Annotated in this window: 23 protein-coding genes; 11 read left to right on the forward strand and 12 right to left on the reverse strand. The window is 71.5% G+C overall.

Annotated elements, in window-relative coordinates:
- Nucleotides 1-34 precede the first annotated feature (34 nt).
- Nucleotides 35-724: a TetR/AcrR family transcriptional regulator C-terminal domain-containing protein gene (locus OVA28_RS06770; RefSeq protein WP_268096292.1), complete on the forward strand. Its 690-nt coding sequence runs from the start codon at nucleotides 35-37 to the stop codon at nucleotides 722-724.
- Nucleotides 721-1,353: a TrmH family RNA methyltransferase gene (locus tag OVA28_RS06775; RefSeq protein ID WP_268096293.1), complete on the forward strand. Its 633-nt coding sequence runs from the start codon at nucleotides 721-723 to the stop codon at nucleotides 1,351-1,353. Before OVA28_RS06770 ends, OVA28_RS06775 begins: the two co-directional genes overlap by 4 nt.
- Before the next feature lie 66 nt (nucleotides 1,354-1,419).
- Here the strand turns inward: OVA28_RS06775 and OVA28_RS06780 are convergent, their stop codons facing one another.
- Complete coding sequence (locus OVA28_RS06780) at nucleotides 1,420-2,424, reverse strand: LacI family DNA-binding transcriptional regulator (protein WP_268096294.1); 1,005 nt, start codon at nucleotides 2,422-2,424, stop codon at nucleotides 1,420-1,422.
- 192 nt (nucleotides 2,425-2,616) lie between these two features.
- On the opposite strand from OVA28_RS06780, the gene OVA28_RS06785 reads away from it, so the two are divergent.
- Nucleotides 2,617-4,068 carry a sugar porter family MFS transporter gene (locus tag OVA28_RS06785; RefSeq protein WP_326493743.1) on the forward strand — a complete coding sequence of 484 codons (1,452 nt, stop codon included), beginning with the start codon at nucleotides 2,617-2,619 and terminating at the stop codon, nucleotides 4,066-4,068.
- A gap of 87 nt (nucleotides 4,069-4,155) precedes the next feature.
- Nucleotides 4,156-4,956: an NAD-dependent epimerase/dehydratase family protein gene (locus tag OVA28_RS06790; protein ID WP_268096295.1), complete on the forward strand. Its 801-nt coding sequence runs from the start codon at nucleotides 4,156-4,158 to the stop codon at nucleotides 4,954-4,956.
- Nucleotides 4,957-4,965: 9 nt separating this feature from the next.
- Here the strand turns inward: OVA28_RS06790 and OVA28_RS06795 are convergent, their stop codons facing one another.
- The 3 genes from OVA28_RS06795 to OVA28_RS06805 are packed head-to-tail and all read right to left on the reverse strand — an operon-like array spanning nucleotide 4,966 to nucleotide 8,539.
- Nucleotides 4,966-7,197, reverse strand: a complete 2,232-nt coding sequence (locus tag OVA28_RS06795) for a YhgE/Pip domain-containing protein (RefSeq protein WP_268096296.1) — start codon at nucleotides 7,195-7,197, stop codon at nucleotides 4,966-4,968.
- Nucleotides 7,194-7,889, reverse strand: a complete 696-nt coding sequence (locus tag OVA28_RS06800) for a hypothetical protein (protein ID WP_268096297.1) — start codon at nucleotides 7,887-7,889, stop codon at nucleotides 7,194-7,196. The genes OVA28_RS06795 and OVA28_RS06800 overlap by 4 nt, the downstream gene beginning before the upstream one ends.
- Nucleotides 7,886-8,539: a TetR/AcrR family transcriptional regulator gene (locus tag OVA28_RS06805; RefSeq protein ID WP_194660035.1), complete on the reverse strand. Its 654-nt coding sequence runs from the start codon at nucleotides 8,537-8,539 to the stop codon at nucleotides 7,886-7,888. Before OVA28_RS06805 ends, OVA28_RS06800 begins: the two co-directional genes overlap by 4 nt.
- A 151-nt stretch (nucleotides 8,540-8,690) precedes the next feature.
- Here OVA28_RS06805 and OVA28_RS06810 point away from each other — a divergent pair, with 151 nt between their 5' ends.
- The gene (locus OVA28_RS06810; RefSeq protein ID WP_268096298.1) at nucleotides 8,691-12,290 is read left to right on the forward strand and encodes a S8 family peptidase; all 3,600 of its coding nucleotides are present in this window, start codon (nucleotides 8,691-8,693) and stop codon (nucleotides 12,288-12,290) included.
- Nucleotides 12,291-12,456: 166 nt separating this feature from the next.
- Nucleotides 12,457-12,627, forward strand: a complete 171-nt coding sequence (locus OVA28_RS06815) for a hypothetical protein (protein WP_268096299.1) — start codon at nucleotides 12,457-12,459, stop codon at nucleotides 12,625-12,627.
- Nucleotides 12,628-12,741: 114 nt separating this feature from the next.
- Here the strand turns inward: OVA28_RS06815 and OVA28_RS06820 are convergent, their stop codons facing one another.
- The 3 genes from OVA28_RS06820 to OVA28_RS06830 all read right to left on the reverse strand — a co-directional run bounded on the left by OVA28_RS06820 (nucleotide 12,742) and on the right by OVA28_RS06830 (nucleotide 15,273).
- Complete coding sequence (locus OVA28_RS06820; protein WP_194660038.1) at nucleotides 12,742-12,915, reverse strand: antitoxin; 174 nt, start codon at nucleotides 12,913-12,915, stop codon at nucleotides 12,742-12,744.
- Between the two features lie 91 nt (nucleotides 12,916-13,006).
- Nucleotides 13,007-13,891 (reverse strand): L,D-transpeptidase, encoded by an 885-nt coding sequence (locus OVA28_RS06825; RefSeq protein ID WP_268096300.1) that lies wholly within the window; start codon nucleotides 13,889-13,891, stop codon nucleotides 13,007-13,009.
- 74 nt (nucleotides 13,892-13,965) lie between these two features.
- A complete protein-coding gene (locus OVA28_RS06830) occupies nucleotides 13,966-15,273 on the reverse strand; it encodes a hypothetical protein (protein WP_268096302.1) in 1,308 nt (435 codons plus the stop codon).
- A gap of 360 nt (nucleotides 15,274-15,633) precedes the next feature.
- On the opposite strand from OVA28_RS06830, the gene OVA28_RS06835 reads away from it, so the two are divergent.
- From OVA28_RS06835 to OVA28_RS06845, 3 genes are all read left to right on the forward strand, one after another.
- Nucleotides 15,634-16,932 (forward strand): adenylosuccinate synthase, encoded by a 1,299-nt coding sequence (locus OVA28_RS06835; protein ID WP_194627786.1) that lies wholly within the window; start codon nucleotides 15,634-15,636, stop codon nucleotides 16,930-16,932.
- Nucleotides 16,932-17,534 (forward strand): arsenate reductase/protein-tyrosine-phosphatase family protein, encoded by a 603-nt coding sequence (locus tag OVA28_RS06840; protein ID WP_268096303.1) that lies wholly within the window; start codon nucleotides 16,932-16,934, stop codon nucleotides 17,532-17,534. The genes OVA28_RS06835 and OVA28_RS06840 overlap by 1 nt, the downstream gene beginning before the upstream one ends.
- A gap of 105 nt (nucleotides 17,535-17,639) precedes the next feature.
- The gene (locus OVA28_RS06845; protein ID WP_268096304.1) at nucleotides 17,640-18,110 is read left to right on the forward strand and encodes a hypothetical protein; all 471 of its coding nucleotides are present in this window, start codon (nucleotides 17,640-17,642) and stop codon (nucleotides 18,108-18,110) included.
- 21 nt (nucleotides 18,111-18,131) lie between these two features.
- On the opposite strand, the gene OVA28_RS06850 is transcribed toward OVA28_RS06845, so the two are convergent.
- Entirely contained in the window at nucleotides 18,132-19,109 is a 978-nt protein-coding gene (locus tag OVA28_RS06850; RefSeq protein WP_268096305.1) for a nuclease-related domain-containing protein, read from the reverse strand.
- An 86-nt stretch (nucleotides 19,110-19,195) separates the two neighbouring features.
- Between OVA28_RS06850 and OVA28_RS06855 the strand changes: the two genes are divergently transcribed.
- Nucleotides 19,196-19,642, forward strand: coding sequence for a hypothetical protein (locus OVA28_RS06855; RefSeq protein WP_268096306.1), 447 nt, complete (start codon nucleotides 19,196-19,198; stop codon nucleotides 19,640-19,642).
- A gap of 9 nt (nucleotides 19,643-19,651) precedes the next feature.
- On the opposite strand, the gene pip is transcribed toward OVA28_RS06855, so the two are convergent.
- The 4 genes from pip to OVA28_RS06875 all read right to left on the reverse strand — a co-directional run bounded on the left by pip (nucleotide 19,652) and on the right by OVA28_RS06875 (nucleotide 23,192).
- On the reverse strand, nucleotides 19,652-20,623 hold the full coding sequence (gene pip / locus OVA28_RS06860) for a prolyl aminopeptidase (RefSeq protein WP_268096307.1): 972 nt from the start codon (nucleotides 20,621-20,623) through the stop codon (nucleotides 19,652-19,654).
- 71 nt (nucleotides 20,624-20,694) lie between these two features.
- On the reverse strand, nucleotides 20,695-20,868 hold the full coding sequence (locus OVA28_RS06865) for a type II toxin-antitoxin system VapB family antitoxin (protein ID WP_268096308.1): 174 nt from the start codon (nucleotides 20,866-20,868) through the stop codon (nucleotides 20,695-20,697).
- Nucleotides 20,869-21,038: 170 nt separating this feature from the next.
- Nucleotides 21,039-22,331 carry a PP2C family protein-serine/threonine phosphatase gene (locus OVA28_RS06870; protein ID WP_268096309.1) on the reverse strand — a complete coding sequence of 431 codons (1,293 nt, stop codon included), beginning with the start codon at nucleotides 22,329-22,331 and terminating at the stop codon, nucleotides 21,039-21,041.
- 105 nt (nucleotides 22,332-22,436) lie between these two features.
- Nucleotides 22,437-23,192, reverse strand: a complete 756-nt coding sequence (locus OVA28_RS06875) for a CPBP family intramembrane glutamic endopeptidase (RefSeq protein ID WP_268096310.1) — start codon at nucleotides 23,190-23,192, stop codon at nucleotides 22,437-22,439.
- 158 nt (nucleotides 23,193-23,350) lie between these two features.
- Here OVA28_RS06875 and OVA28_RS06880 point away from each other — a divergent pair, with 158 nt between their 5' ends.
- Nucleotides 23,351-24,802, forward strand: a complete 1,452-nt coding sequence (locus tag OVA28_RS06880; protein ID WP_268096311.1) for a polysaccharide biosynthesis tyrosine autokinase — start codon at nucleotides 23,351-23,353, stop codon at nucleotides 24,800-24,802.

The raw sequence follows: 24,802 nt of genomic DNA on the forward strand, positions 1-24,802 counted from the left end.
TCGTCCGGACACGTCCCGATCCGAGGAGGAGCTCGTGCTCGTCGACCCGACCGCCACGGCCACGTCCCCTGGTCCCGCGACCCAGCCCCGCCGACGCGGGCGCCCGAACGTCCTCAGTCGCGAGCAGGTCGTCGACGCCGCGACCGCCATCGCGAACGAGGACGGGCTCGACCGCCTGTCCTTCCGCGCCCTCGGGCTCCGGCTCGGCGTCGCGCCGATGACCGTCCACCGGACCATCGGCGGCCTCGACGACCTGCACGCCGAGCTCGTCCGCCGCACCGTCGACGAGTTCACCGCGACGTTCGTCTGGCCCACCGCGTGGCAGGACGTCGTCCGGACCTTCGCCGTGACCTTCCGGGAGCTGATGACCACGCACCCGCTCGTGCTCGAGTCGCACAGCCGTCGGGCGCCGCTGGTGTCGAGCGAGTCGGACGTCGTCGTCGCCACCGTGGTGCAGGCGCTCCGAGCGGCCGGACTGCCCGACGCCGAGGCGATGTACACGTTCTTCGTCGTCTACGACTTCGTGGTGGGGCACGCGGGCGTCCAGGTCGGACGCGGCGACACCGAGGCCGGACGCCCCGAGCGGCAGCAGCTCGTGGGCGAGATCCTCGGCGAGCACTCGTACGACGACCGTTTCGCCCTCGGCCTCGACATCCTGCTCGCCGGCATCGAGGCCCGCGTGGCCGCCGTCGGCTCCGCGGCCGCCGTACCCTCGGAGTCGTGACAGACCAGCCCGAGCCCTCGCACGAGCGCACCACGCACGGGGTCGGCCCGCACCCGGAGCCCTGGCCGGACGACCCCCGGTTCGACCCGGAGCTGCTGCGCCTCGGCGACACCCGCAACGTCGTCGACGCCTACCGGTACTGGTCGATGGCGGCCATCGTCGCCGACCTCGACACCCGTCGGAACGGGTTCGACGTGGCGATCGAGAACTGGCAGCACGACCTGAACATCGGGTCGATCGTGCGGAGCGCCAACGCGTTCCTGGCCGGCACCGTGCACATCATCGGGCGCCGTCGCTGGAACCGCCGCGGCGCGATGGTCACCGACCGCTACCAGCACGTGCGGAACCACCCGGACGTGGCCGCGTTCCTCGAGGCCATGCGCGCCGAGGGCCGCCCGGTCATCGCGATCGACAACACCCCGGGAGCCGAGCGGATCGAGACCGCCGGGGTCCCGGAGCGCTGCGTGTTCCTCTTCGGGCAGGAGGGCCCCGGGCTGACCGACGAGGCCGTCGCCGGCGCGGACGCCCACCTCGAGATCGCCCAGTTCGGGTCGACGCGGAGCATCAACGCCTCGGCCGCCGCCGCGATCGTCATGCACACGTGGATCGTCCGGCACGCGACGCCGTGACCCGGCCACGTCGGGCGCCTGCGGCGGCCTGACGGACGGCGGGCGGGCCTCCTGGCCGGGTGTGGGTCAGCGCGGGGCGGTCGTGCGCCGCGCGACCAGGTGGGGCTCGACGAGGACCTCCGTGGCGACGAGGCCCGGGTCCGCGATCCGGGCGAGCAGGCGCTCGCCGGCCCCGCGACCGATCTCGACACTGCGGTCGTCGATGCTCGTCAGGCCGACGAACCGCGTCGCGGCGATCGGGGTGTCGTCGTAGCCGATGACCGAGACGTCCTCCGGGACGCGCAGGCCGCGGGCGGCGAGCTCCGACATCGCACCGAGCGCCATCACGTCGTTGGCCGCGAAGACCGCGGTGACGTCGGGGTGCTCGTCGAAGAGCGCGCGGGCGGCGCGCATGCCGGCGTCCTCGGTCAGTTCCTCCGGGAGGATCGTGGTGACGACCGTCGCGCCGGTGCGGGCGTCCGCGACCCCTGCCTCGAAGCCGGCCCGCCGCTCGACGGCGGCTGCGGACCGCGCGCCGACGAAGCCGAGCGCGGTGTGGCCGAGGCCGAGGAGGTGCTCGGCGGCCATCCGGCCACCGGCGCGGTCGTCGTTCGCGACGGTGTCGGCGCGGGGGATCGCGACCCGGCCACCGGCGATGACGATCGGCGTGGACGCGGGGACGGCGAGGTCGGTGTCGGGCTCGCCGGCGATGACGATGCCCTCGACGCGCATGGAGAGGAAGCCCTCGACCGGTGAGGCGTCGAGCCCGGTGTTGAGGAACCGGTCGGCGACGACGAGGCGGTGGCCCTGGTCCTGCAGGGACTCGCGCAGACCGGTCAGCAGGTCGACGAACCACTGGTTGCGGAAGTCGTCGAGCACCACGCCGATGGTCCGGCTGCGGGTGCCCGCGAGCGAGACGGCCGCGGTGGAGGGCCGGTAGTCGAGCTCCTGGATCGCCTGCAGCACGGCCGCTCGGCGCTGGTCGCTCACCCGCGGGGACCGCTGCAGCACGAGCGAGACGAGTGACTTCGACACCCCGGCTCGGGCGGCGACGTCGTAGATCGTCGCTGGTCTGGCGTCTCCCACAGTCATCGTCGACCTCTCCGCTCGGGTGATCCGATCGTAGCGGTGTGTCCTGGGGTGGTGTCGATGCCGATGGCGCGCTCCAACGCTGATCGGGGGTTTTCCTTTTCGGCGAGTTGGTCTTATTGTCATGACATGAGCCCGCGGCGGCGCAGCACCACTGCCCGACGTGAGACCGTTTCCTTGACCAACGGAGGACAAGTGGCAACCGCGCAGACCAGCCCAGCATCCGGAACAGGGGCGCTGCCCCCGCTCGTGAACGGCCCGCACACCAAGCGACTCGGCGTCGTCGCCGTCATCGCGACCTTCGGCGGGCTGCTCTTCGGGTACGACACCGGCGTCATCAACGGTGCCCTCCAACCGATGCTCGACTCGGGTTTCGTGCCGAACGCCACGGCCGAGGGCTTCATGACCTCGTCCATCCTCATCGGCGCCGCGATCGGGGCGTTCTTCATCGGACGCATCTCCGACGCCTGGGGCCGCAAGCCCACGATCAACACCCTCGCGGTGCTGTTCTTCCTCGCCGCGGTGGCCTGCGTCCTCGCGCCGTCGTGGGAGTTCCTCATGGTGTCGCGGCTCTTCCTCGGCGTCGCGGTCGGCGGTGCGTCGGTCACCGTGCCGGTGTTCCTCGCCGAGCTCGCCCCGACCGAGAACCGCGGCGGGCTGGTCAGCCGCAACGAGCTGATGATCGTCACCGGGCAGCTCGCGGCGTTCGCCATCAACGCGGTCATCGGCACGATCTGGAGCGAGGACGGCAACGTCTGGCGCTACATGCTCTCCGTCGCGGTGCTGCCGGCGATCGCCCTGTTCATCGGGATGTTCACCGTCCCCGAGAGCCCGCGGTGGCTGCTCGGCAAGGGCCGCCGCGACGACGCACTCGCCGTCCTGAAGCAGATCCGCGCAGCCGACCGCGCCGAGGCCGAGATGGCCGAGGTCGAGGAGCTCGCCGCGCAGGAGGCCGAGGCCAAGCGCGCCCGCATCAGCGACCTGCTGGCGGCACCGTGGCTCCGGAAGATCCTGTTCATCGGGATCGGGCTGGCCGTCGCGCAGCAGCTCACCGGGATCAACTCGATCATGTACTACGGCACGCAGGTGCTCACCGAGTCCGGGTTCTCCGGTTCGACGGCCCTGATCGCCAACGTCGGCTCGGGCATCATCGCCGTGCTCGCGATGGTCGTGGCGCTGCGGGTCATCAACCGCTTCGGGCGGCGCACGATGCTGGTCTTCGGGTTCACCGGCACGACGGTGTTCCACCTGCTCATCGGGCTGTCGTCGCTCGTCCTGCCCGAGGGCACCCTGCGCGCGGTCGTCGTGCTCGTGTTCGTCATCTGCTTCGTCGGCACCATGCAGGGCACGATCGGACCCCTCGTCTGGCTGATGCTGTCCGAGATCTTCCCGCTCAAGCTCCGCGGCGTGGGCATGGGGTTGACGGTGCTCATCCTCTGGCTGACGAACTTCGCGGTGTCGACGCTGTTCCCGATCGTGGTGAGCGCGACGGGCATCTCGACGACGTTCTTCATCTTCGCGGTGCTGAACGCCCTGGCGCTGGTCTTCGCGATCACGAAGGTGCCGGAGACGAACGGCCGGTCGCTCGAGCAGCTCGAGGAGGACTTCTCCACCGGCGCGATCTACACGCAGAAGGCGCGCGGGTAGGGAGTCTGCGAGGACAGCTTCGGGATGCGTCCGCGGCGCTGGCACACCTGGCGGCGCTCCTCGGGAGGTCCGCGTAGCCTCCGCCGCATGGCGACGCTGCTCATCACCGGTGCGGCCGGGCGGATCGGGACGGCCCTGCGCCCCCGGCTCCGTGCCGCTGGACACGACCTCGTGCTGCTCGACGAACGGACGCCCGAGGACCCGGTCGTGGCGGGGGAGCGGCTGGTGCTCGGGTCGGTCAACGACCTCGACGCCCTGGAGAACGCACTCGTCGGCGTGGACACGATCGTGCACCTGGCGGGCATCCCGTCCGAGACCGACTGGGACGCCCTCGTCACGGCGAACCTCACGGGGACGAAGAACGTCCTCGAGCGTGCGGCCGAGAACGGCGTGCTCCGCGTGGTGCAGGCGAGCTCCATCCACGCGGTCGGCCGCGTCGAGGAGGACGTCCCCGCCGGGAGCGTCCCGGGTGACCGGCTCCCGCGGCCGGACTGCTTCTACGGCGTCACGAAGGCTGGCATGGAGCTGCTCGGCAGCCTGTTCGCCGACCGCTTCGGCATGTCGATCGTCTCCGCCCGGATCGGCGCCTTCGGGGAACGACCGTCGTCGCGCCGGGCCCTGTTGATGTGGACGTCGGCCGACGACCTCGCGCGGCTCGTGCTCGCGACGGTCGACCTCACCGAGCCGGGTCACCACGTCGTGTGGGCGCTGTCGCGGAACAGCGGGACGCCCGCCGACCTCACCGCGGGAGAGGCCATCGGCTTCCACCCCGTCGACGATGCGCGGACGGTCCTCGACCCCGCGGAGATCGACGCGCTCCCCGACGAGGACACCCGCTGGCTCGGCGGCTCCATGGCCGTCGACCCCCTCGGCCGCCCTCGTCCCTGACGCCGCGCCCTACCCGATCAGGCTCGGGCGCAGGTCGCGGAGCGTGCGGGAGCGACCCTGGCGAGCAGCCACGACGAAGGTGACCAGCAGCGCGCCGAGCATCCAGCACAGCAGCACGCCCGCGTCGGACCACACCGCACCGGTCGACCCGCCGTACATCGTCTGGCGCAGGGCGTCGACGGAGTACGACATCGGCAGGGCGAAGTGCAGCGCTGCCAACGGCCCCGGCAGGGTCTGCCACGGGAACGTGCCGCCGGCCGTGACGAGCTGCACGAGCATGAGCACGAGGCCGAGGAACTGCCCGACGGACCCGAGCAGCACGTTGAGCGCCATCAGGATCGCCGCGAACGTCGCCGAGGCCAGCACCATCACGCCGATCGTCGCCGCTGGCCACTGCACGCCGAGGTCGAGCGCGAACCGCACGATGAAGAACAGCGCCACCATCTGCACGACGCCGAGCACCACGGGCGTGAGCCACCCGCCGAGGACGATCTGCACGGGCTTCTTCACCGCGGTGATCGCGCGCTTGGAGATCGGTCGCAGGATGAGGAACAGCGCGTACATGCCGATCCACGCCGCGAGCGAGATGAAGAACGGGGCCAGGCCGGCGCCGTAGTTGTCGGCCGCCGCCACGTTGTCGTCGCCGACCCGCACGGGGTCGGAGATGACCGACGCCTGCGACGCACGCTGGGACGCGGTGGACGCCGGGATCTTCGTCCGGCCCTGGTCGAGCGAGTCGGCGAGCTTCGACGACCCGGACTTCAGCGAGTGCAGCCCGGACGCGAGCGACTTCGCCCCGTCGTCCGCCGTCGCGGTGCCCGACGCGAGCGACCGGGCCCCGTTCGTCAGGGTCGGCGCGGAGGCAGCCAGCGTCGACGTGCCCGAGGCGACCTGCGCGGCGCCGTCCGACAGTGTGGACGCACCCGAGGCCGCGGTCCCGATGCCGTTCGACAGTGCCGGTGCCGCGGCGGCGAGCTTCCCCGTGCCGGCGGCGAGGGCGTCCGAGCCGTCGGAGAGCCGCTGCACGCCCGAGGTCAGGCTCGGGGCCTTCGTCGCGAGCTCCGACGCCCCGGCCGCCACCTGCGCGCTGCCGGTCTCCAGCGCGCCGAGGCTGCCGGAGAGTGCCGTTGCACCGGTGCCGAGCTGCTGGCCCGACGTCGCGAACTGGTCGAGCGTGGCGAGCAGCGCCGTCTTCTGGTCGGCGGGCAGCGCCGAGGCCTCGACCACGGGCTTCAGCTGCGCCGCCAGGGCGGGGGAGTCCGCAGCGACCTGCTGGACGCCGGCGATGAACGGCGCGGCGTCGTCCGCGAGTCGCGCGTTGCCGTCCGCGACACGGGACGCGCCCTGCGCGAGCGTCGCGGAGTCGGCCGGCAGGGTCGCCGTCTGGTCGCGCAGCTGGTGCAGCCCGGACTGGAGCTGCGTGGCCCCGGCGTCGAGCTGGCTGGTCTGCGTGGGCAGGGATGCCGTCCCGTCCTGCAGGGTCGACAGGCCGGAGGACAGCGACGCCGCTCCGGTGGCGACCTGCTGTGCGCCGTCGTTCAGCTTCGTGGTCTGTGCCGGCAGCGCCTTCGTGCCCGACGCGAGCTGTGCCGCGCCGTCCCGGAGTGCGCTCGTGCCCGATGCCAGCTGGTCCGCCCCGTTCGAGGCCGACGCCGCACCCGACGCGAGCGTGCCGGCGCCGTCGACCGCGTCACCGAGGCTGTCCCGCACGTCGGCGAGCCCGACGAGCAGGGTCTTCGCCGCTTCCTTGCCGACCTGCTCGGCCACCGCGGTGCGCATGGTCTTGCCGGCCTGCTCCGCGATGGTGGAGGCGAGGTAGGAGTTCGTGTCCGCCGTCGTCATCACGAGCCGTGCGCGCTTGGGGTCGTCGGACTGCGCCGACACGAGCGACTCGGAGAAGTCGTGCGGGATCGTCACCACGAAGTCGTAGGTGCCGTTCCGCACGCCGGCGCGTGCCTCGGCCGCCGAGGCCCGCTCCCACTTGAAGTCGTCGCCGTCGATCGCGCGCCTGGCGACGTCCTTGCCGTAGTCCACCGTGTCGCCGTCGAGCGTGGCGCCGGCGTCCTGGTTGACGATGGCCGCCGGGACCTGGTCGAGCTTGGCGTACGGGTCGCGGTTGGCCCAGAGGTAGGCGCCGCCGTACAGCAGCGGCACCACCATGAGCGCGATGAACGCCAGGCGTGCGAGCGGGGTCGCGGTGAGTCGCGCGAGTTCGGCGCGGACGAGCGAGGTGGTGGTCACGAGCGGGTCTCCAGGGGAGCGGTTGCTGCGGTTGCGTCGGGGTCGGGAACAGGATCAGACGGGAGGCTCGGGTCGGCCGGCACGGGGATGGTCGCCAGGAGCTGCGTCGCCGTCTCGGCCGCGGCCTTCGAGGTGACGAGCACGATGGTGACGCCGCGCGCTGCCACGTCACGGACGACGGCGAACCAGTCGGCCACGACACCGCCGTGGCGTTCGGGCGACGTGATGACCAGCGCGGTCACACCCTCGCGGAGCAGGGCGAGCTCGGTCAGGAGCCGCACCCGCACGTCGGTGGGCACGCGCTGCACGTGGGTGTCGGCGTACGCGGACATGCCGAGTTCGTCGAGCACGGTGTCGACGTGCTCGCGGGAGGGGCGGCGCTCGGCGAACGCCAGCTCCTCGCGCACGATCCGACGGAGGGTCATCACCGGGAAGGGCTCGGCGATCCCCGGGGTGTCGACGAGGGCCACCGTGCGTCGGAGCGCAGCGGCGTCCTCGTGGCCGTCGAGGAGCACCCGGCCGCTGTCGGGCTGCATCCGCCCGCCGGCGACGAGCGACGCGAGCACCGGGGCCTGCTCGGTCTCCACGGCCAGGATGCCCGGACGGTGCGGACCAGCGACGGCCGAGACGACGGGCAGCGGTGCGCCCGGCTCGTCGCCGATGCCGGCGTGGTCGATCTCGATGGTGGTCATGCTGACTCCTCGGGGACGGAGCTGACGGAGCTGACGGGTCCGGTGAGCATCGCCGTGCGCCAGTCGATGCCCGCCATGCCGAGGGCCGAGACGACCACCATGCGGCGGCCGTCCTCGTCCGACGTGCCGGAGCGGGTGGCCTCGTCGAGCACCGCGATGCACGCGCCCTCGACCAGGCGTCCAAGTGTGGCCGCGTCGACGTCCGAGCGCATCGAGCCGTCGGCGATGCCGAGCGCGCAGGCGTCGCGCACCTGGGTCCGCAGCGGCGCGAAGACCTCGGCGACGGAGGCGCCGAACGGGTCCCGCACGGCGATGCGCGCCATCGATCGGACGTGGGAGACCTCGGACCACAGGGTGACGGCGATGGCCGCGATGCGCGCTGCCGGGGGCAGTTCGCCGAGGTCGGTCGTGGTCGGCATCGCGGCGAGGATTCGGGCAGCGCCAGCGGTCACGACGGCCCGGACGAGGTCGTCACGCGAGGGGAAGTGCCCGTAGACCGCACGGCGCGAGAGCCCGGCGTCGGCCGCGATCGTCTCGAGCGATGCGTCCGGATCCCGCTGCAGTGCTGTCTTCGCGGCGTCGATCAGGGCTGCCCGGTTCTCGGTGGCGTCGCGGCGGGGTGCGCGCGGAGGTGTCTCAGATCCGGTCATGTGGCCATCGTAATAACCTGCACACACCTGTGCAACTTAACGGCTTCGTGTGCCCCGTTCGGGTGCCGTCCCCCAAAGTGCCGACTCCCTGCCCTGAGAGGAGACACATAGCTTCAGAGGAATTCCCCCAGCATCCCGGACGGAGCAACACGTGCGCCAACCCACTCCATCAGACCCGAGACGCCGCAGCATCAGCAGGATCGCGGTCGCGCTCGCCGCGGCCGGCGCGCTGACGTGCGGCGGCCTGGCCCTCGGCGGGACGGCCTCCGCCGCACCCGCGGGCCTGTCGGCTGCCGACCTCAAGCTCGCGGCGCCGCTGCGGGACGCGAAGCCGCAGAAGACCGTCGCCGCGTTCGTCCGGACCACCGGCGAGGGTGTGCTGGCCGTCGACGCCAAGGCCAAGGGCGGTGACCTCACCCGTTCGAAGACCCCGTCGACGGCCGCGAAGCAGCGCCTGTCCGCGGTGACCTCGACGGTCGCGAAGGTGCGTGCCGCGGTGCAGCAGGCCGACGGTGACGCGACCGAGCTCTACGCGACCGAGTACACCGTCCCCGGTGTCGCGGTCGTCGCGGACGTGTCGGCGCTCAAGGAGATCGCCGAGCGCTCCGACGTCGCCAGCGTCATCCCGCTGACGCCGAAGAAGATCGTCGACCCGACCAGCAGCGAGGTCGCCGGCTCCACCCCGAGCGGGGTCGACCCCGACGCGGTCAAGCCCGGCGTCGACGGCGTCACGCCGAAGAACGCGGCGAGCGACATCTACACGCGCTCGCTCGACGCCTGGCAGCAGACCGGTCACACGGGCAAGGGCGTCAACGTCGCCGTGCTCGACACCGGCCTCGACTACACGCAGGCCGACTTCGGCGGCCCTGGCACCACGGCTGCGTACGACGCAGCGCTGGCGAGCACGAGTGCGCCGGACCCCAGCTGGTTCGACGCCGACAAGTTCCTCGGTGGCCACGACTTCGCCGGCCCCACGTACAACGCCGACCCGTCGAGCCCCGCGTACGACCCGACCCCGGCACCGGACGAGAACCCCATCGACGGCAAGGGCGGCGACCACGGCACGCACGTCTCCGGCACCATCGCCGGCTACGGCCTGACCGCCGACAAGACGACCTTCACCGGGAGCTACAAGAAGCTCACCGCGCAGAAGGTCCAGGACATGTGGATCGGGCCGGGCACCGCGCCCGAGGCCGGTCTCTACGCGCTCAAGGTGTTCGGTGACGCCGGCGGTTCGACCGACGTCACGGGTGCCGCGCTCGACTGGGTGGGCCAGGCGCTCACCGAGGGCAAGGACATCAACGTCCTCAACCTGTCGCTCGGCTCCGACTACGGCGCACCGGACGACCCCGACAACGCGAAGATCGACGCGCTCACCGCCCGCGGTGTCCTGCCCGTGATCGCCTCGGGCAACGCCGACGACTTCACTGACATCGGTGGCTCGCCGGGCAACGCGGAGGGCGCCCTGACGGTCGCCGCGAGCGCCACCGGCCAGAGCCTGTTCGACGGTGTCCGGGCGACCGCCCCGGCGGACGTCGCGAAGACCTACGCCGCGCAGTACTCGCAGAACTACCAGGGCACGCTGCCGGTCGAGGGTGACGTCGTCGTCCCGACCACGAACATCGACGGGTGTGCCGCGTTCAGTGCCGCGGACGCCGCCGCGATCAAGGGCAAGGTCGTCTGGCTGAAGTGGACGGACGGCGCCCTCGAGTGCGGCTCCGGTGTCCGGTTCAACAACGTCCAGGCCGCCGGCGGTGTCGGCGTCCTGCTCGCCGGGACGATCAACACCTTCGACAGCGGCATCGCGGGGAACACGACCATCCCGGGTGCCGAGCTGACCAAGGACAGCGCGGCGAGCCTGCAGGCTGCAGCCCAGGCCGGGACCCTGCACGTGCAGTTCGCCGACGAGCTCAAGGGCTTCCAGCTGGCGACCGACGCCGACGCGGTGAACACGCTCGCGCAGTTCACCAGCCGTGGTGTCCACGGTTCGTTCGACGACATCGTCAAGCCGGACATCGCCGGCCCCGGGGTCAACGTGATCTCCGCGGCCAACGGCACCGGTGACGGCCGCATGTCGATGAGCGGCACCTCGATGGCGACGCCGGACGTGGCGGGCATCGCCGCGCTCACGTTCGAGTCCCACCCGACGTGGCCGGCCCCCGACGTCAAGGCGACGCTGATGAACACCGCGACGCACGACGTCCGCGACGGTGACGGCACCGCCACCCTGCTCCGACAGGGCACCGGCCGCGTCGACGCGCTCCAGGCGGTCACCGCCGGCACCACGGTGCGGAGCGTCGAGAACGACCAGCTCGTCACGGCGTCGTTCGGCGTCGTCGAGGTCGCTTCGCCGACCACCGAGAAGCGCACGCTGCAGATCAAGAACACGGACGGCCGACCGCACACGTACGACGTGGCCTACGAGTCCCGCGTCGCCCAGGGCGGCGTCGCGTTCTCGATCGACAAGCCGCGCGTCACGGTCGTCCCGCACGGCACCGCCACCGTCACCCTGACGATGACGATCGCCGACCCGACGAAGCTGACCCGCACGATCGACCCCACCCAGGAGTCGGTCCAGCAGGGCTACCAGCGCGAGTTCGTCGCCGCGGCCACCGGTCTCGTGACGTTCACGCCGACCGAGCAGCGGTACAACCCGCTGCGTCTCGCGACCTACGCGGCCCCGAAGGCGGTCAGCGCGGTGCACGGCTCGGACGTCACCTTCGCGGCGACGTCGTCCACGGCGGACCTGGCGCTCGCCGGTCGCGGAGTGGAGGGCGCCCTCGTGGCCCCGTTCGTCCTCGGCGGCACCGACCCGCAGGAGTCGTTCCCGGACGGCTCGGCGAAGCAGTCGCTGCAGGCGGCCGACGTGCGCACGTTCGGTGCGAGCGCGGCTGACGGCACGCTGGCGTTCGGTGTGCAGACGGCCGGTCCGGACGCCGACCCCGGCGCCGTGACCAACGTCGAGGTGCTCATCGACACGGACCGCGACGGCACGCCGGACTACCTGGTGTACGACGCGAAGTCGGCAGCGGTGGACGCCACCCTCGCGACGACGATCGACCTCGCCACGGGGGAGACGCTCGACGCGCAGCCGCTCAACGGCGGAGCGCCCGGGCAGGACGTCAACACGTTCGACAGCGCGGTGAAGGTCCTGACGGTCTCGCAGCAGGCGATCGGTGTCACCGGGGCGTTCGACTACTCGGTGCTGACCGAGTCGGCGTACGCACCGGCCCAGGCGACGAGCGGCTCCGCGGTGGTCGACGAGACCTCCACGGCCACGTTCGACCCGTCCGCTCCCGGGCTGGCATTCGCCCAGGGCGGCACCGCCGGTGTGCTGTTCTCCGACGCCGGCTCGCTCCAGGTGACCCGCGCCGCGGACAGCACCACGACGCCGCGCATCCTGCTGCTGCACCTGCACAACGCGGTCGGCGACCAGGCGGACGTGCTGTCGGCCTCGGTCGCGGCACCGGTCCTGGCGCTCCGTGAAGGCAGCGCGGTGACCGTGTCGGGCACGCCGACGGTGGGCAAGAAGCTGACCGCGAAGCCCGGGAGCTGGAACGCCCGCGGTGTCACGTACGCCTTCCAGTGGCTCCGTGACGGCGTGGCCGTCGAGGGTGCCGACGAGAAGACGTACAAGCTCGGCTCCTCGGACGCGGGACACCGCTTCCAGGTCCGTGTGACCGCGTCGGCGACGGGGTACCAGAACGGTTCGGCGACCTCCACGCCGACCGCGCCGGTGGCCAAGCGCTAGTCAGCCACGTCGAGGGAGCAGGAATCGTCGGGTCGCACGTCCGGGCCCGACGATCACTGCTCCCTCGATCGCGTTCCGCGTGCGATCGCGCGCACGAGATGGCCCGGGAGTGCGGCTCCCGGACAGGTAGTTAGACAAACTAGCGACTGCGTGCCACGGTGGAGCCATGGCAGCGACGAACCACCTGATGCAGCTCCGTCAGAACCCGATCGAGTGGCGCCGCCGCGGGCTCACGCCGCCGGACGTCATCCAGGCGATGATCGAGGAGCGCCTCGCGGAGCCCGGCCACAACCAGCCGGTGGGGGACCCCAGCTACGCCGACTTCTTCCGGGTCTGACCCAGTGAGGGCAACGCGGACGCGTTCGGGTCGCGGACCGCGGATGAGAACGACGGGAGGCTCGGTGCCAGCTGGCACCGAGCCTCCCGTTCGTCGTTCCGACCGTCGTGGCGGTCAGTGACCGATCTTGCCGTCAGCGGCGTCGGCCGCTTTGTCGATCTGGTCGCCGTGGCCACCACCGGTGGCCTTGTCGGCCGCGTCCGAGGCCTTGTCGAGACCGGCGTCGGTCGCCTTCTCGCCCTTGTCGCTGTTCATGAAGTCCTTCGCCTTGTCACCGAGGTCACTCATGTGGTGCTCCTTGTCGTCGTGGGTCTGGGACACCCACGGTGCTCGCCGGATGCCGAGAGTCGGTCCAGTGTCGGACGACGACGTCCGTGCGCTACGCGACGATCTGCACGACCGTGCCGAGGGGCAGGGCGTTGACCGCGTCCACCGCGTCACCGTCGAGCCGGACACATCCGTGCGAGACCGCTCCACGTGCGACGGACTCGTAGTGCACGCCGATCAGGCCACCGTCGTGGCCGCCGTACGGTTCGTCCGCCGCGGACGAGTGCAGCGTCGTCAGTTGGATGGGGTGCACCGTCTGGTTCTGCGCCGGGTCGAGGTAGCGGGCCTGGATGTACCCGACGACGCCCGTCGGGGTGGGGGTGCCGCCGGCGCCGACGCCCGCCGGGAACTCCTTGACCGTCTTGCCGTCGGTCCCGACGATGGCGACGGTCTGCTTGCCGACGGAGATCACGACGTGGTCCGCCAGCGCCGTCTTCTTCGTCAGCAGGTCGCGACGGATCCACGCGGCACTCTGCGCGGCGGCGCCGGACTGCACCGCTGACGGGAGCGCCTGCCGCGCCGGCGTCATCACCATCGCCCACGCACCGGACACCTGGACGGGGACGACCACCGTCGGGTCGCCCAGGAAGTTCTTCGCCGCCAGGCGGGCGACCGGCTTCGCGCGGTCGTCGCCGTACAGCGGCGCGTCGGCGCTGATCGTGTAGGACTCGTCAGCGGTCTTCGGGATCGTGGCGTCGTAGTAGGGGAGCAGCCCGCCGATGACGGCGTCGTACTGCGCCTCGGGCAGGGTCGACACGACCGCCGCGCTCGGTGCCCGGTACGGGTCCGCGGTCGGGGTCGGGGTCGCGCTCCGGGACGTCGTCGGCTTCGTGCTCGTCGTGGTGCTCTGCGTGGTGCAGGCGGTCAGGCCGAGGGTGAGCAGGAGCGCGGCGGCGAGCGTGGTGCTCGCCACCCGGACGGTGCGGGTGCGGGGCATGCGGGGGTTCCTCCGGTGGAACGCGAACGGGAGCACGACCGATGGTCGTGCTCCCGTCTGCGGATCTGGTGTGACTAGCCTGCGACGACCGGGAGGGTGCCGGCGGGGCGGGTGCCCGTGGTCGGCGCGGTGCCGGCGCCGGGCGTGGTGCCGGTGACCGGCGCGGTGCCCGTCGCGACGGCGGGCAGGGTGATCGAGAAGTCGATCGAGTCGACGACGGTGAGGTCGGAGTCGACCTCACCGACCGTCAGGTCCTGCGTGGTCGCCGCCGAGTCGGAGAACGTGCCCGTGGTGGTCCACGAGCCGTCCGCCGTCACGATGGTGGCCGGGGCGACGACGTCGCCGGTGGCGCTGACCACGGCGATCGCGTCGCCGGGGGTGCCCTTGCCCGAGTACGTCACGGTGCGCGACGCGACCTTGGAGCCGTCGGTCGGGGTGACCAGCGTCAGGGGCGTGGCGACCGGGGCGGTCGCGGCTGCGGGGAGGGTGATCGTGATGGTCGTGTCGCCGGCACCGCTGCCGCCGCGCACGTCCGTCACGCGGACCGGCTGCTGCCGCGCTGCGTCGTCCGGGAAGGTGACCGAGAGCGACCAGGTCTGGTCGGCGCCGACGCGGGCGATGTTGCCGAAGCCGCCGAGGCGGTTGCCGTCGGTGTCGAGCAGGTTGATCTGGTCGCCCTCCTGGCCGGTGCCCGTGAAGGTGACGGTGCGGGAGCTGACGGTGGCACCGTTCTTCGGGCTGGTGACCGAGAACTGCGCCGGGGCCGGGGTCGCTGCCTCGGCGGCGGCGGTGAAGCTGCCCTGCGCCTGGATCTGCAGGTTGTCGTTCTCCTCGAGCACGTTGTACGTCACCGGGGTGGTGCCGGCGCTCGCGGGGATGTCATAGGTGAAGGACCAGTTGCCGGTGGCGTCGATGCGCGTGCGGGCGATCGGGGCCGACTGCGGGTCGATCTGCACCGTGTTGCCGGGGGTGCCGGTGCCGGACGCCGTGATCGTGCGGCCGGAGACCGTGTGGCTCACGATGGCGAAGGCCGGCTGCGCGGCGACGGTGATCGTGGTGCTGCCGTCGGAGTTCAGACCCTTCTGCTGGTCGAGCTCGTAGGTGTGCGCCGCGGTGTCGGGCAGCGTGTACGTGATCTTCCAGGTGCCGTCGGCGGCGATCACGAAGCGCTCCGCCGGGAAGCCCTTCTGCAGGATCACGTTCTCGCCGGGGGTGCCGAGGCCCGTGAGGGTCAGCACGCCGCCGGTGACGGACTGGCTGGTGACCTTGAGGTCAGCCGGGTCGGCGTTGGCGGGGGTGGCGACGAGGGCGACGCCGCCGACGACGATTGCGGCACAGACCGGCAGGGCCATGGCCTTCTTGGTCCAGAAGGACGTGTTCATCGTTGAACTGCTCTCTCCGTGCGGCAGGCGGCACGGCGATCGGGCACCGGGGCTCGGACGAGCACCGGTTGATGCCGCACGGGTGTGGCACCGGGAGGACGGGGAGGGATACCCCGAGGCATCGTCAGTTGAACGCTGCGCTCCGAACACTACGTCGGAACCGGGGGATCGTTCCGATTCGGAACGAATTGTCCCCCGTTCTGGGGCCAGCGGGTGTCGGGGGCGGCGAACGCGATCCGGCTCGCGGTCGCCGTGCGATCGGCAGACGTCCCGGTGACGCGGAGATGGACGTCCGATAGACTCGGGTGGACCACCGGCCCGACGCCGTGTGAGGTCCTCCGCCAACGTGAGGAGAACCAGATGCCCGCAGCAGTCATCATCGGCGCCCAGTGGGGCGACGAGGGCAAGGGGAAGGCCACCGACCTCCTCGGCAGCCGCATCGACTACGTCGTGAAGTTCAACGGCGGCAACAACGCCGGGCACACGGTCGTGGTCGGCGGCGAGAAGTACGCGCTGCACCTGCTGCCCTCCGGCATCCTCACGCCCGGGGTCACCCCGGTCATCGGCAACGGCGTCGTCGTCGACCTCGAGGTCCTGTTCCAGGAGCTCGACGCCCTCAAGGCCCGCGGCGTCGACGTGTCGAAGCTCCGCGTCTCCGCGAACGCCCACGTCATCACGCACTACCACCGCACCATCGACAAGGTGACCGAGCGGTTCCTCGGCAAGCGCCAGATCGGCACCACCGGCCGTGGCATCGGCCCGACCTACGCCGACAAGATCAACCGCGTCGGCATCCGGATCCAGGACATCTTCGACGAGAACATCCTGCGGCAGAAGGTCGAGGCAGCACTCGACCAGAAGAACCACCTGCTGGTGAAGGTCTTCAACCGCCGGGCGATCGACGCCGAAGAGGTCGTCGAGTCGCTGCTGTCCTTCGCCGACCGGCTCCGGCCGATGGTCGCGGACACGGCGCTCGAGATCCACCGGGCACTCGAACGCGGTGAGACCGTCCTGTTCGAGGCCGGCCAGGCCACCATGCTCGACGTCGACCACGGCACCTACCCCTTCGTGACGTCCTCGTCCGCGACGGCCGGTGGCGCCGCGACCGGCTCGGGCATCGGCCCGGGCAAGCTCGAGCGCATCATCGGCATCGTCAAGGCGTACACGACCCGCGTCGGCGCCGGCCCGTTCCCGACCGAGCTGTTCGACGAGTCGGGCGAGTTCCTGCGCGCCAACGGCTTCGAGTTCGGCACCACCACCGGGCGCCCGCGTCGCTGTGGCTGGTACGACGCCCCGATCGCCCGGTACACGGCGCGCATCAACGGCGTGACCGACTTCGTGCTCACCAAGCTCGACGTCCTGACCGGGCTCGAGACGATCCCCGTCTGCGTCGCGTACGAGGTCGACGGCCAGCGGGTCGACGAGGTCCCGGTCTCGCAGTCGGACTTCCACCACGCGAAGCCCGTGTACCAGGACTTCCCGGGCTGGACCGAGGACATCACGGGCGTCCGCGAGTTCGAGGACCTGCCGAAGAACGCGCAGGACTACGTGCTCGCGGTCGAGGCCATGTCCGGCGCGCGGATCTCCGCGATCGGTGTCGGCCCGGGCCGCGACGCCATCGTCGTCCGGCACGACCTGCTCGGCGAGCGCGGGGCCTGATGCGCGTCCTGTTCGTCTGCAGCGGCAACATCTGTCGGTCGCCGCTGGGCGCGCAGGTCCTGGAGGCTCGGCTGACGCCCGGCGCATCGGCGGCGGTCGGGTCCGGGGCTGCAGCCGGGTCCGGGGCTTCGTCCGGCTTCGTCGTGGAGTCCGCGGGGACCATCGCCGACGACGGCGCCGCCATGGACGAGACCGCCGCGGCGCAGTCCCGTCGGCTCGGCGGTGACCCGTCGGCGCACCGGTCCCGGTACCTGACCGCCGAGATCGTCGAGGGTGCGGACCTCGTCCTCACCGCCGAGCGCTCGCACCGGGCGGCCGTCGTGTCGCTCGCGCCGCGGGCCTCGCGGCGGACGTTCACGATCAAGCAGTTCGCGCGGGTGCTGGACGGGCTCGAGCCCGGCGACCTGGCGGACGTGCGCTCCCCACAGGACCTGGTCGACCGGGTGGCTCGGCTCCGCGGGGTCGTGCCGCCTCCCGCTGATCCCGCTGACGACGACGTGGACGACCCCTACCGCCGCTCCGAGGGCACGCACGAGCGGGTCGCGGACGAGATCGACGCGGCGCTGGCGACGGTCGCGGACGCGCTCCGGGCGGTCAGCTAGACGAACCGACCCGGGCGGCGTCGCCGACGCGACCCGTCGGCGACGACGGCGAGGTGCGCGGGCTGCCCATGGCGCGCGTCGGTCGAGCATCGGTACGGTGATCGCATGACCGATCCGGCTGAGCGCGACGATCAGCAGCGGGCGGTGGATCGCCGCGCGTCGGTGCGGTGGTGGAGCTCGGTGGTGGCGACGGTGCTCGTCTGCATCGTCGTCGTGGCACTGCTCGGCCAGGTGTTCCCCGTCGCGATGGCGGTCATCGCGGGCTTCGGCGCGACTGCGTTCGGGGTGCGGGGAGGTCCAGGATCGCCCCGTGCCGGTCGTCTCCCGATCTGGGGCACGTTGATGATCGAGGCGTCGTTCTTCGTCGGACTGGCGCTGCTGATCGGGGCGGCTGGTTGGACCACTGACGAGAACCTCGACCGAGCTGGATCCGGTGCGCTGGTCGGAGCCGCGTTCGTGGTGGCTGCCGCTGGTGTCACGCTCGTCCTGGTGCTCCGACGGCGACGACGCCGTCCAGCGAACGGCGCCACTCGTGCGGACGGCGCCACTCGTGCGGACTTCGACACCCGCGCCTGACGTCCGCTGGGCAGGACGCCGTCACTCGGGCAGGCGGTACGACCCGACCGTGACCGCGTGCGCACCCTGCCCGGCGAGGACCCGGACGACGGCGTCCGCCCGGGCACGGTTCGGCACCGAGTCCTTCGCCGCCCAGGCCGCGAGCGCGGACTGCAGCTCGTGGTCGTTCGTCACGACCCGGGTCGTCACGGTGCCGCTGCGGTCCTCGGACTGCACGAACGCAGTGGCGGACGACGACGAGTAGTAGACGCACGTGTCGAACCACGTCCGGGCGGTGCCGGTGTGCTCGTCGACGAACTTCGCGAGCCGCCGGGCCTGGGTCCGGACCTGCTGCGCGGGGGAGGCCCCCTTCGCCTGCACCCGGACCTGCCACCAGTTCTCGGCCTCGTCCTCGTGGTTGAGCACCTTGCGGCTCCGCACGTGGACTGCGAACGGCGGCACGAGGGACGACTCGTCGACCAGGGAGCGGAACGCTGGGTGCACCGCGCTCGGCTTGCGGCCGTCGAACACGATGCCGCTCCAGCGCTTGCTCTCGATGACCAGGCCCCGGCCGGAGTCCGAGACGAGCACGTGGTCCGCCTGCGCGACGAACTGCCGCTGCGAGCCCGACTCCGTCTCGCCGACGGGCATGAAGACGACGTTGGTCATCAGCACGCCGTTGACGCCGGCGGCCCGGCAGGCCTGGAGGATCGCCTGCTCCGACCCGGCCTCCCACTGCATGCCGCGGCGGGCGAACGCGCGGCTCTGCTCCGCCTCGGCGTGGGCGTCGCGCCGTTCGACATCGGCCGCGGCGACCTGCCGGTCACGGTCCGCCTCGACGCGGGCGGTCGCCTCGCGGTGCTCCGATTCACGGCGAGCGAGTTCGTCGCGGCGGGTCCGCTCAGCGGCCTCGAGTGCGGTGCGGGCGGTGGAGCGGTGGCGTTGCAGGAGGAGCACCAGGACGACCACCACGACGGCGAGCCCCCCGGCGACCACCCACGGCACGAAGGCGTCGGTCATGGGACCACCACACCACGCGGACCGGCCTGGAGGCTCGTCCCACGTCGGCGCGTCCGCTCGCCGCCGCCCTGGGTACGGTTGGGCACATGACGGAACGGCAGACGGGGACCAGAGGATGGTGGCTCTGGATCGTCGGGGGCGCGGTCGTGTGCATCGGCGTGGTGCTCCTGCTCGAACCGTGGTTCCGTGTGACGACCTCCCCGGGGATCGGCTGGGGCGTGTTCGCCGGGACGACGTTCCGGGAACGCCGAGGCATCGACCTCCGCCACCCACCGCTGTGGTGGCTGTCCGTTGCGATGGTGCTCCTGCTCGTCGGGCTCTCGCTGGTCCTCGGGGCGGTCGGCCTGAGCAACGACGACGACCGCACGGACAGTGTGGTCCCCGGCGCGGTCCTTGGCGGGGTGTTGATGGTCCTGGGGGCAGTGGGCCTCCTGATCGTGCGCTTCCATGGGCGCCGGCGCGCAGTCGAGGCCGAGGTCGAGCGGTTCCGCGACGAGCAGTCAACGTCGACGACGGCTGACGACCGCACCTGACCGCGTCGGTCAGCCCGCGGTGCCCGCGAACCGGTCGGTCGTCTCGATGAGGGCGTCGAGGATCCCCGGCTCGTCGAAGGCGTGCCCGGCGTCGTCGATCATCCGGAACTCGGCGGACGGCAGGGCCTGGTGCAGGTCCCACGCCGTGACCGCCGGCGTGCAGAGGTCGTAGCGCCCCTGGACGATGACGGTCTGGATGCCCTCGAGCCGGCCGGCGTCGCGGATCAACTGGCCGTCCTGGAACCAGCCGTCGTGCGTGAAGTAGTGGTTCTCGATGCGCGCGAACGCCAACGCGTACGTCGGGTCCGCGTACTGCGCGACGAGGTCCGGGCGGGGCAGCAGCGTGATCGAGGCCGCCTCCCAGCTCGCCCACGCGACGGCTGCCGGCCCGTGCACGGCGGGGTCCGGGTCGGCGAGCAGCCGTTCGAACGCACGGACCAGCCGGCCGGGGTGCCGCTCGTCCTCCGGCACTGGAGCGAGGTAGCCCTCCCACAGGTCGGGGAGCACGTTCGCGGCACCGCCCTCGTAGAACCAGTCGATCTCGCTCTGCCGCAACGTGAAGATGCCCCGGAGGACGAGCTCGGTGACCCGGTCCGGGTGCGTCTCGGCGTAGGCCAGTGCGAGCGCGGAGCCCCACGAGCCGCCGAACACCTGCCAGGCGTCGATCGCCAGGTGCTCCCGCAGCCGCTCGATGTCCTCGACGAGGGTCCACGTCGTGTTCGCAGACAGGTCCGTCGCCGGGTCGCCCGCGTGCGGCAGGCTGCGGCCGCAGTTCCGCTGGTCGAACAGCACGATCCGGTAGCGGGCGGGGTCGAAGAGGCGGCGGTGGTCCGGCGAGCACCCGGCGCCCGGGCCGCCGTGCAGGAAGACGACCGGCTTGCCGTCGGGGGAGCCGCACTCCTCCCAGTACACCTGCTGTCCGTCGCCGACGTCGAGCATGCCGGAGCGGGTGGGTTCGAGCGGTGGGTAGAGCTGGCGCACGGCGGGTCCTCTCGGAACGACACGGGTCCCGGTCACCGTACCGCCGCGTGGGGCCGATCGGATGCGGAGATCTACCCGTCGCTGAACTGACGGGCGATGACGCGTTCCACCGTGGCGGGCTGCTGCCGTGTCGCGATGAGGGTCTGCAACGCGCGGGTCACCACGTCCCGGTCGGTGCGGGCGCCGGTGAGCTCCTTTGCGGTTTCGAGCAGCTCGGGATCGAGATCGATGGTCGTGACGGTCATGGTTGCCTCCCGGTGGGTCCGCCCGAATCGCACCTCACATCGTACGGATGAGCAGTGCCACGGGCGCGCTCCTCCGTATGCGACCTGAGCAGGTGGCGCCGCCTCCGGAGGAAGGAGCATGACGGACTGGAGGCTCGGTGCCAGCTGGCACCGAGCCTCCAGTCCGGTGGTCAGACGGTGCGGGCCGAGACGTCGACGACGGGGGCAGCCGAGGGTACCTGCGCTGCCTCGCGCCGGAGCACGACGACCGTGACGTCGTCGTCGTGCGGGACCTCGCCCGCTCGCGCGGACAGCGCCTGCACCAGGGCCTGCGGGTCGCGGTGTTCGCGGCTGAGTGCGGCGACGGCCTCGACCGCGTCGCCGTCGAAGAGGTCGAGGACGCCGTCGCTGAAGGTCACGAGCGTGTCGCCCGGCTGCAGGACCGTGGTGGTCGTGCGCCACGCGTTCAGCAGCTCGAGCCCGAGTCCCAGCGGCAGGTCGCCCGACAGTAGCCGCTCGACCTGGCCGTCCGCGCGGACGATCGAACTCAGGCCGTGTCCGGCGTCGGCCCACTGCAGCACGCCCTCGTCGGAGACCCGGGCGTGGAAGAGCGTGGTGAAGGTCACCTCGGAGGTCAGGGTCTCGGCGGCCAGGCCGTCGGAGGCACGCTTGAGTGCCTCGGACGCGTCGTCCACCGTCCGGGCGCTCCGCAGGGTCGACCGGACGGCGGCGGCGATCAGGCCCGCCCCGACGCCCTTGCCCATCACGTCGCCCAGGCTGAAGGCGATGCCGCCCGGGGTCGGGTACCAGTCGAAGAAGTCGCCGCCGACGGTCTTCGCCGGCAGGCAGGCGCCGGCGATGCTGACGGAGTGGGCCGCGTCCAGGCTGGTGCTCGGCAGGAGCGAGCGCTGCACGGTTGCTGCCCGGTCGATCTCCGCCCGGACGGCGTCCTCACCGACCTGAGCGGCGGCGACGCTCCGACGGGCGTTCCGCGCGAGTTCGTGGATGATGACGGCCACGGTGCCGAAGACGACGACGGTGATGCCCAGGCGGACGAGTTCGCTGCCGGCCGGGGGCTGGCTCGGGTTGATGACGAACGGCGTGAGGATCACGACCGCGACGCCGACCGCGGCGTAGGCGATGTTCCACCGGCCGGGCCGCGACGCCGCCCACACGACCGGCAGGATCACGAGTGACGTGAACACCGAGGCGCCGTTGCCGGTGCCGGCGCGCAGCAGGGCGACGGCGACGAAGTCGATCGCGGGCAGGACCGCGCCGAGCAGCACGAGGCGGGGCAGGCCGGCCGCGGTCGCCGCCACCAGGGTCGCGAGGGCCGTGACGACGAAGCTGGCGAGGAAGGCCTGGGCGTGTGTGATCTCGAGGACCGGCAGCGCCACGGTGAGCAACGCGGAGAGTGCGACGAACGCGCTGATCGGGGCCTGACGGACCAGCGGGTTGTCGTAGATGCTGGTTCGGTTCGGCATGCTCCCTGAAGTCTAGGGATCGTCAGTGTGGGCGTTGACCCCTCTTCGGGGGCCTGACGGGACCGGGCCTGGAGTGCTGGCCGAGGGCCGCTTGCCGCTTGCCGGTCAGCGCGGCCAGGTCAGGACGACCGCCACCGTGTTGAACAGCACGTGCGCCAGGATCGCCCCGCCGATGCGCCCGGTCATCGCCACGAGCGCGCCGGTGAGCAGGCCGAGCAGGAACGTGGTCGTGAAGACCTCGAAGCCGACCAGCGACGACGCCGGGCTGCTGATCAGGACGTGCAGCAGTGCGAAGAGGGACGCGGTCAGCAGGACCGCGAGGAACCGGGTGCGCGGCGTCAACGCGTCGGCCAGCCGGGGTTGGAACAGGCCGCGGAACACGACCTCCTCGAGCACGGGGCTGACCACGCACACCCCGATCGCCGACACGACGAGCAGGACCACGTCCGGCTGGCCGAGCGTGGGGGCCGGGCTCAGCCCGGACGTGCCGAAGAACGAGATCGACATGGCGGCGTCCACAGCGCGGCACACGATCACGATGCCGAGGGCGGCGATCGCGTCACCCATGCCGAGGCCGAAGCTGAGACGGCTGGGTGCGGTCGGCCCGCCGGCGTCGCCAGCACCGTTCGGCCTGGAGGCTCGGCGCAGCACCCACAGGGCGCCGGCCGTGATCGGGACCCACACCGCCAGGTCCGCGGCCAGGACCTGCAGGACCGGAGCGGGGATGCCGCCGCCCCGGGCGAAGCCGGTGACGAACCGTGCGAGGACGACCGCCACCCCGACGGCGACGAGCAGCGTGAACAGGTCGCGCTGGCGGGCGGTCTCGACGTCGGTGGTCGTCCGGTCGGGGGCGCTGCTCATGGCGACACCGTAGGGGACGCGGGGCCCACATCACGGAAACAGCCGAGGTCGACTCATTCGTGTGGCACTATTTCCATGCCGCTCGCTGGGACTACCCCGGTGTGCCTGTTCTCGGGACAGAACAGGGATGCGGCTCATCGTCGGGGAAGGCGGGCCGCGTGGAGCTACGCGACTACATCACAGTGCTGCGCAAGGGATGGGCTCTCATCCTGGTCCTGGCACTGATCGGGGTGGCCGCGGCCGCGGGGTACTCACTGCTGAAGAAGCCCGTGTACTCCACGTCGGCGCAGGTCTTCGTCTCGACGCAGACGAGCGGCAGCGCGAGCGACCTGGCGCAGGGCAACACCTTCACGCAGCAGCGCGTGCTGACCTACTCGAACCTGGTCACCACGCCGATCGTGCTCCTGCCGGTCATCTCCAGCCTGAAGCTCGACATGACGACGGACCAGCTGGCGTCCAGAGTCACCGCCGATGCGCCGTTGAACACCACCTTGATCGCCATCACCGTCAACGACACGGATCCGGTGCAGGCAGCGGAGATCGCGAACGCGGCCTCGCAGAGCCTGACGAACGTCGTGCAGAACATCGAAGCGACCGACGCCGACGGGCAGAGCACCGTCAAGCTCACCCGCGTGAAGCAGGCGGACGTGCCGAGCGTGCCGGTCAGCCCCAACGTTCCCGTCAACGTCGTGCTCGGACTGCTCATCGGTCTGGCTCTGGGCGTCGGTCTCTCGGTTCTCCGACAGGCGCTCGACAACCGTGTGCGTACCGAGGCCGATGTGGAGCGGATCAGCGCGAAGCCGATCGTCGGCGGCATCGCCTTCGACAGCAAGGCGTCTGAACGCCCCCTGATCGTTCAAGCGGACCCCAGAAGTCCCCGCGCAGAGTCGTTCCGCACACTCCGCACCAATCTGCAGTTCGTCGACATCGGCAGCAAGGCACGCACCTTCGTCATGACGTCGTCAGTGCAGTCCGAAGGCAAGAGCACGACCGTGGCGAACCTCGCCATCGCGCTCGACAGTGCCGGGTACCGCGTCATCCTGATCGACGCTGACCTCCGTCGTCCCCGAGTCGCTGAGTACATGGAGGTGGAGACGAACGCCGGCCTCACCGACGTGCTCATCGGGCGTGCCGAGCTCGAAGACGTGGCGCACCCCTGGGGTCGTGGCAACATGGTGGTGCTCCCGGCGGGACCCATTCCGCCGAACCCGTCAGAACTCCTCGGTTCCCAGGCGATGCAGAAGCTGATCGAACGTCTCGAGTCAGAGTTCGACTACGTCCTCTTCGACGCGCCGCCGCTCCTGCCCGTGACGGACGCAGCGATCCTGTCGAAGAAGGCTTCGGGCGCGATCGTCGTCGTGGCCTCCGGGAAGACGTTGAAGGGCCAGCTGGCTGGAGCCGTGCAATCGCTTGAGAACGTCGACGCCCCGATTGCTGGCTTCGTCATGACGATGATGCCGACGAAGGGTCCTGGGGCGTACGGGTACGGGCGGTACGGCTACGCATACGGCTATGGAATCGAGGAAGACGCAGATCGGCAGACGGCCTTCAAGCAGCCGAAGCAGCCGAAGCGCGGTCGACTCAAGGCCGCTCGCGGCACAGAGCGATGA

The organism is Curtobacterium sp. SL109 (assembly GCF_026672405.1).
In the GTDB taxonomy this organism is placed as follows: Bacteria; Actinomycetota; Actinomycetes; order Actinomycetales; family Microbacteriaceae; genus Curtobacterium.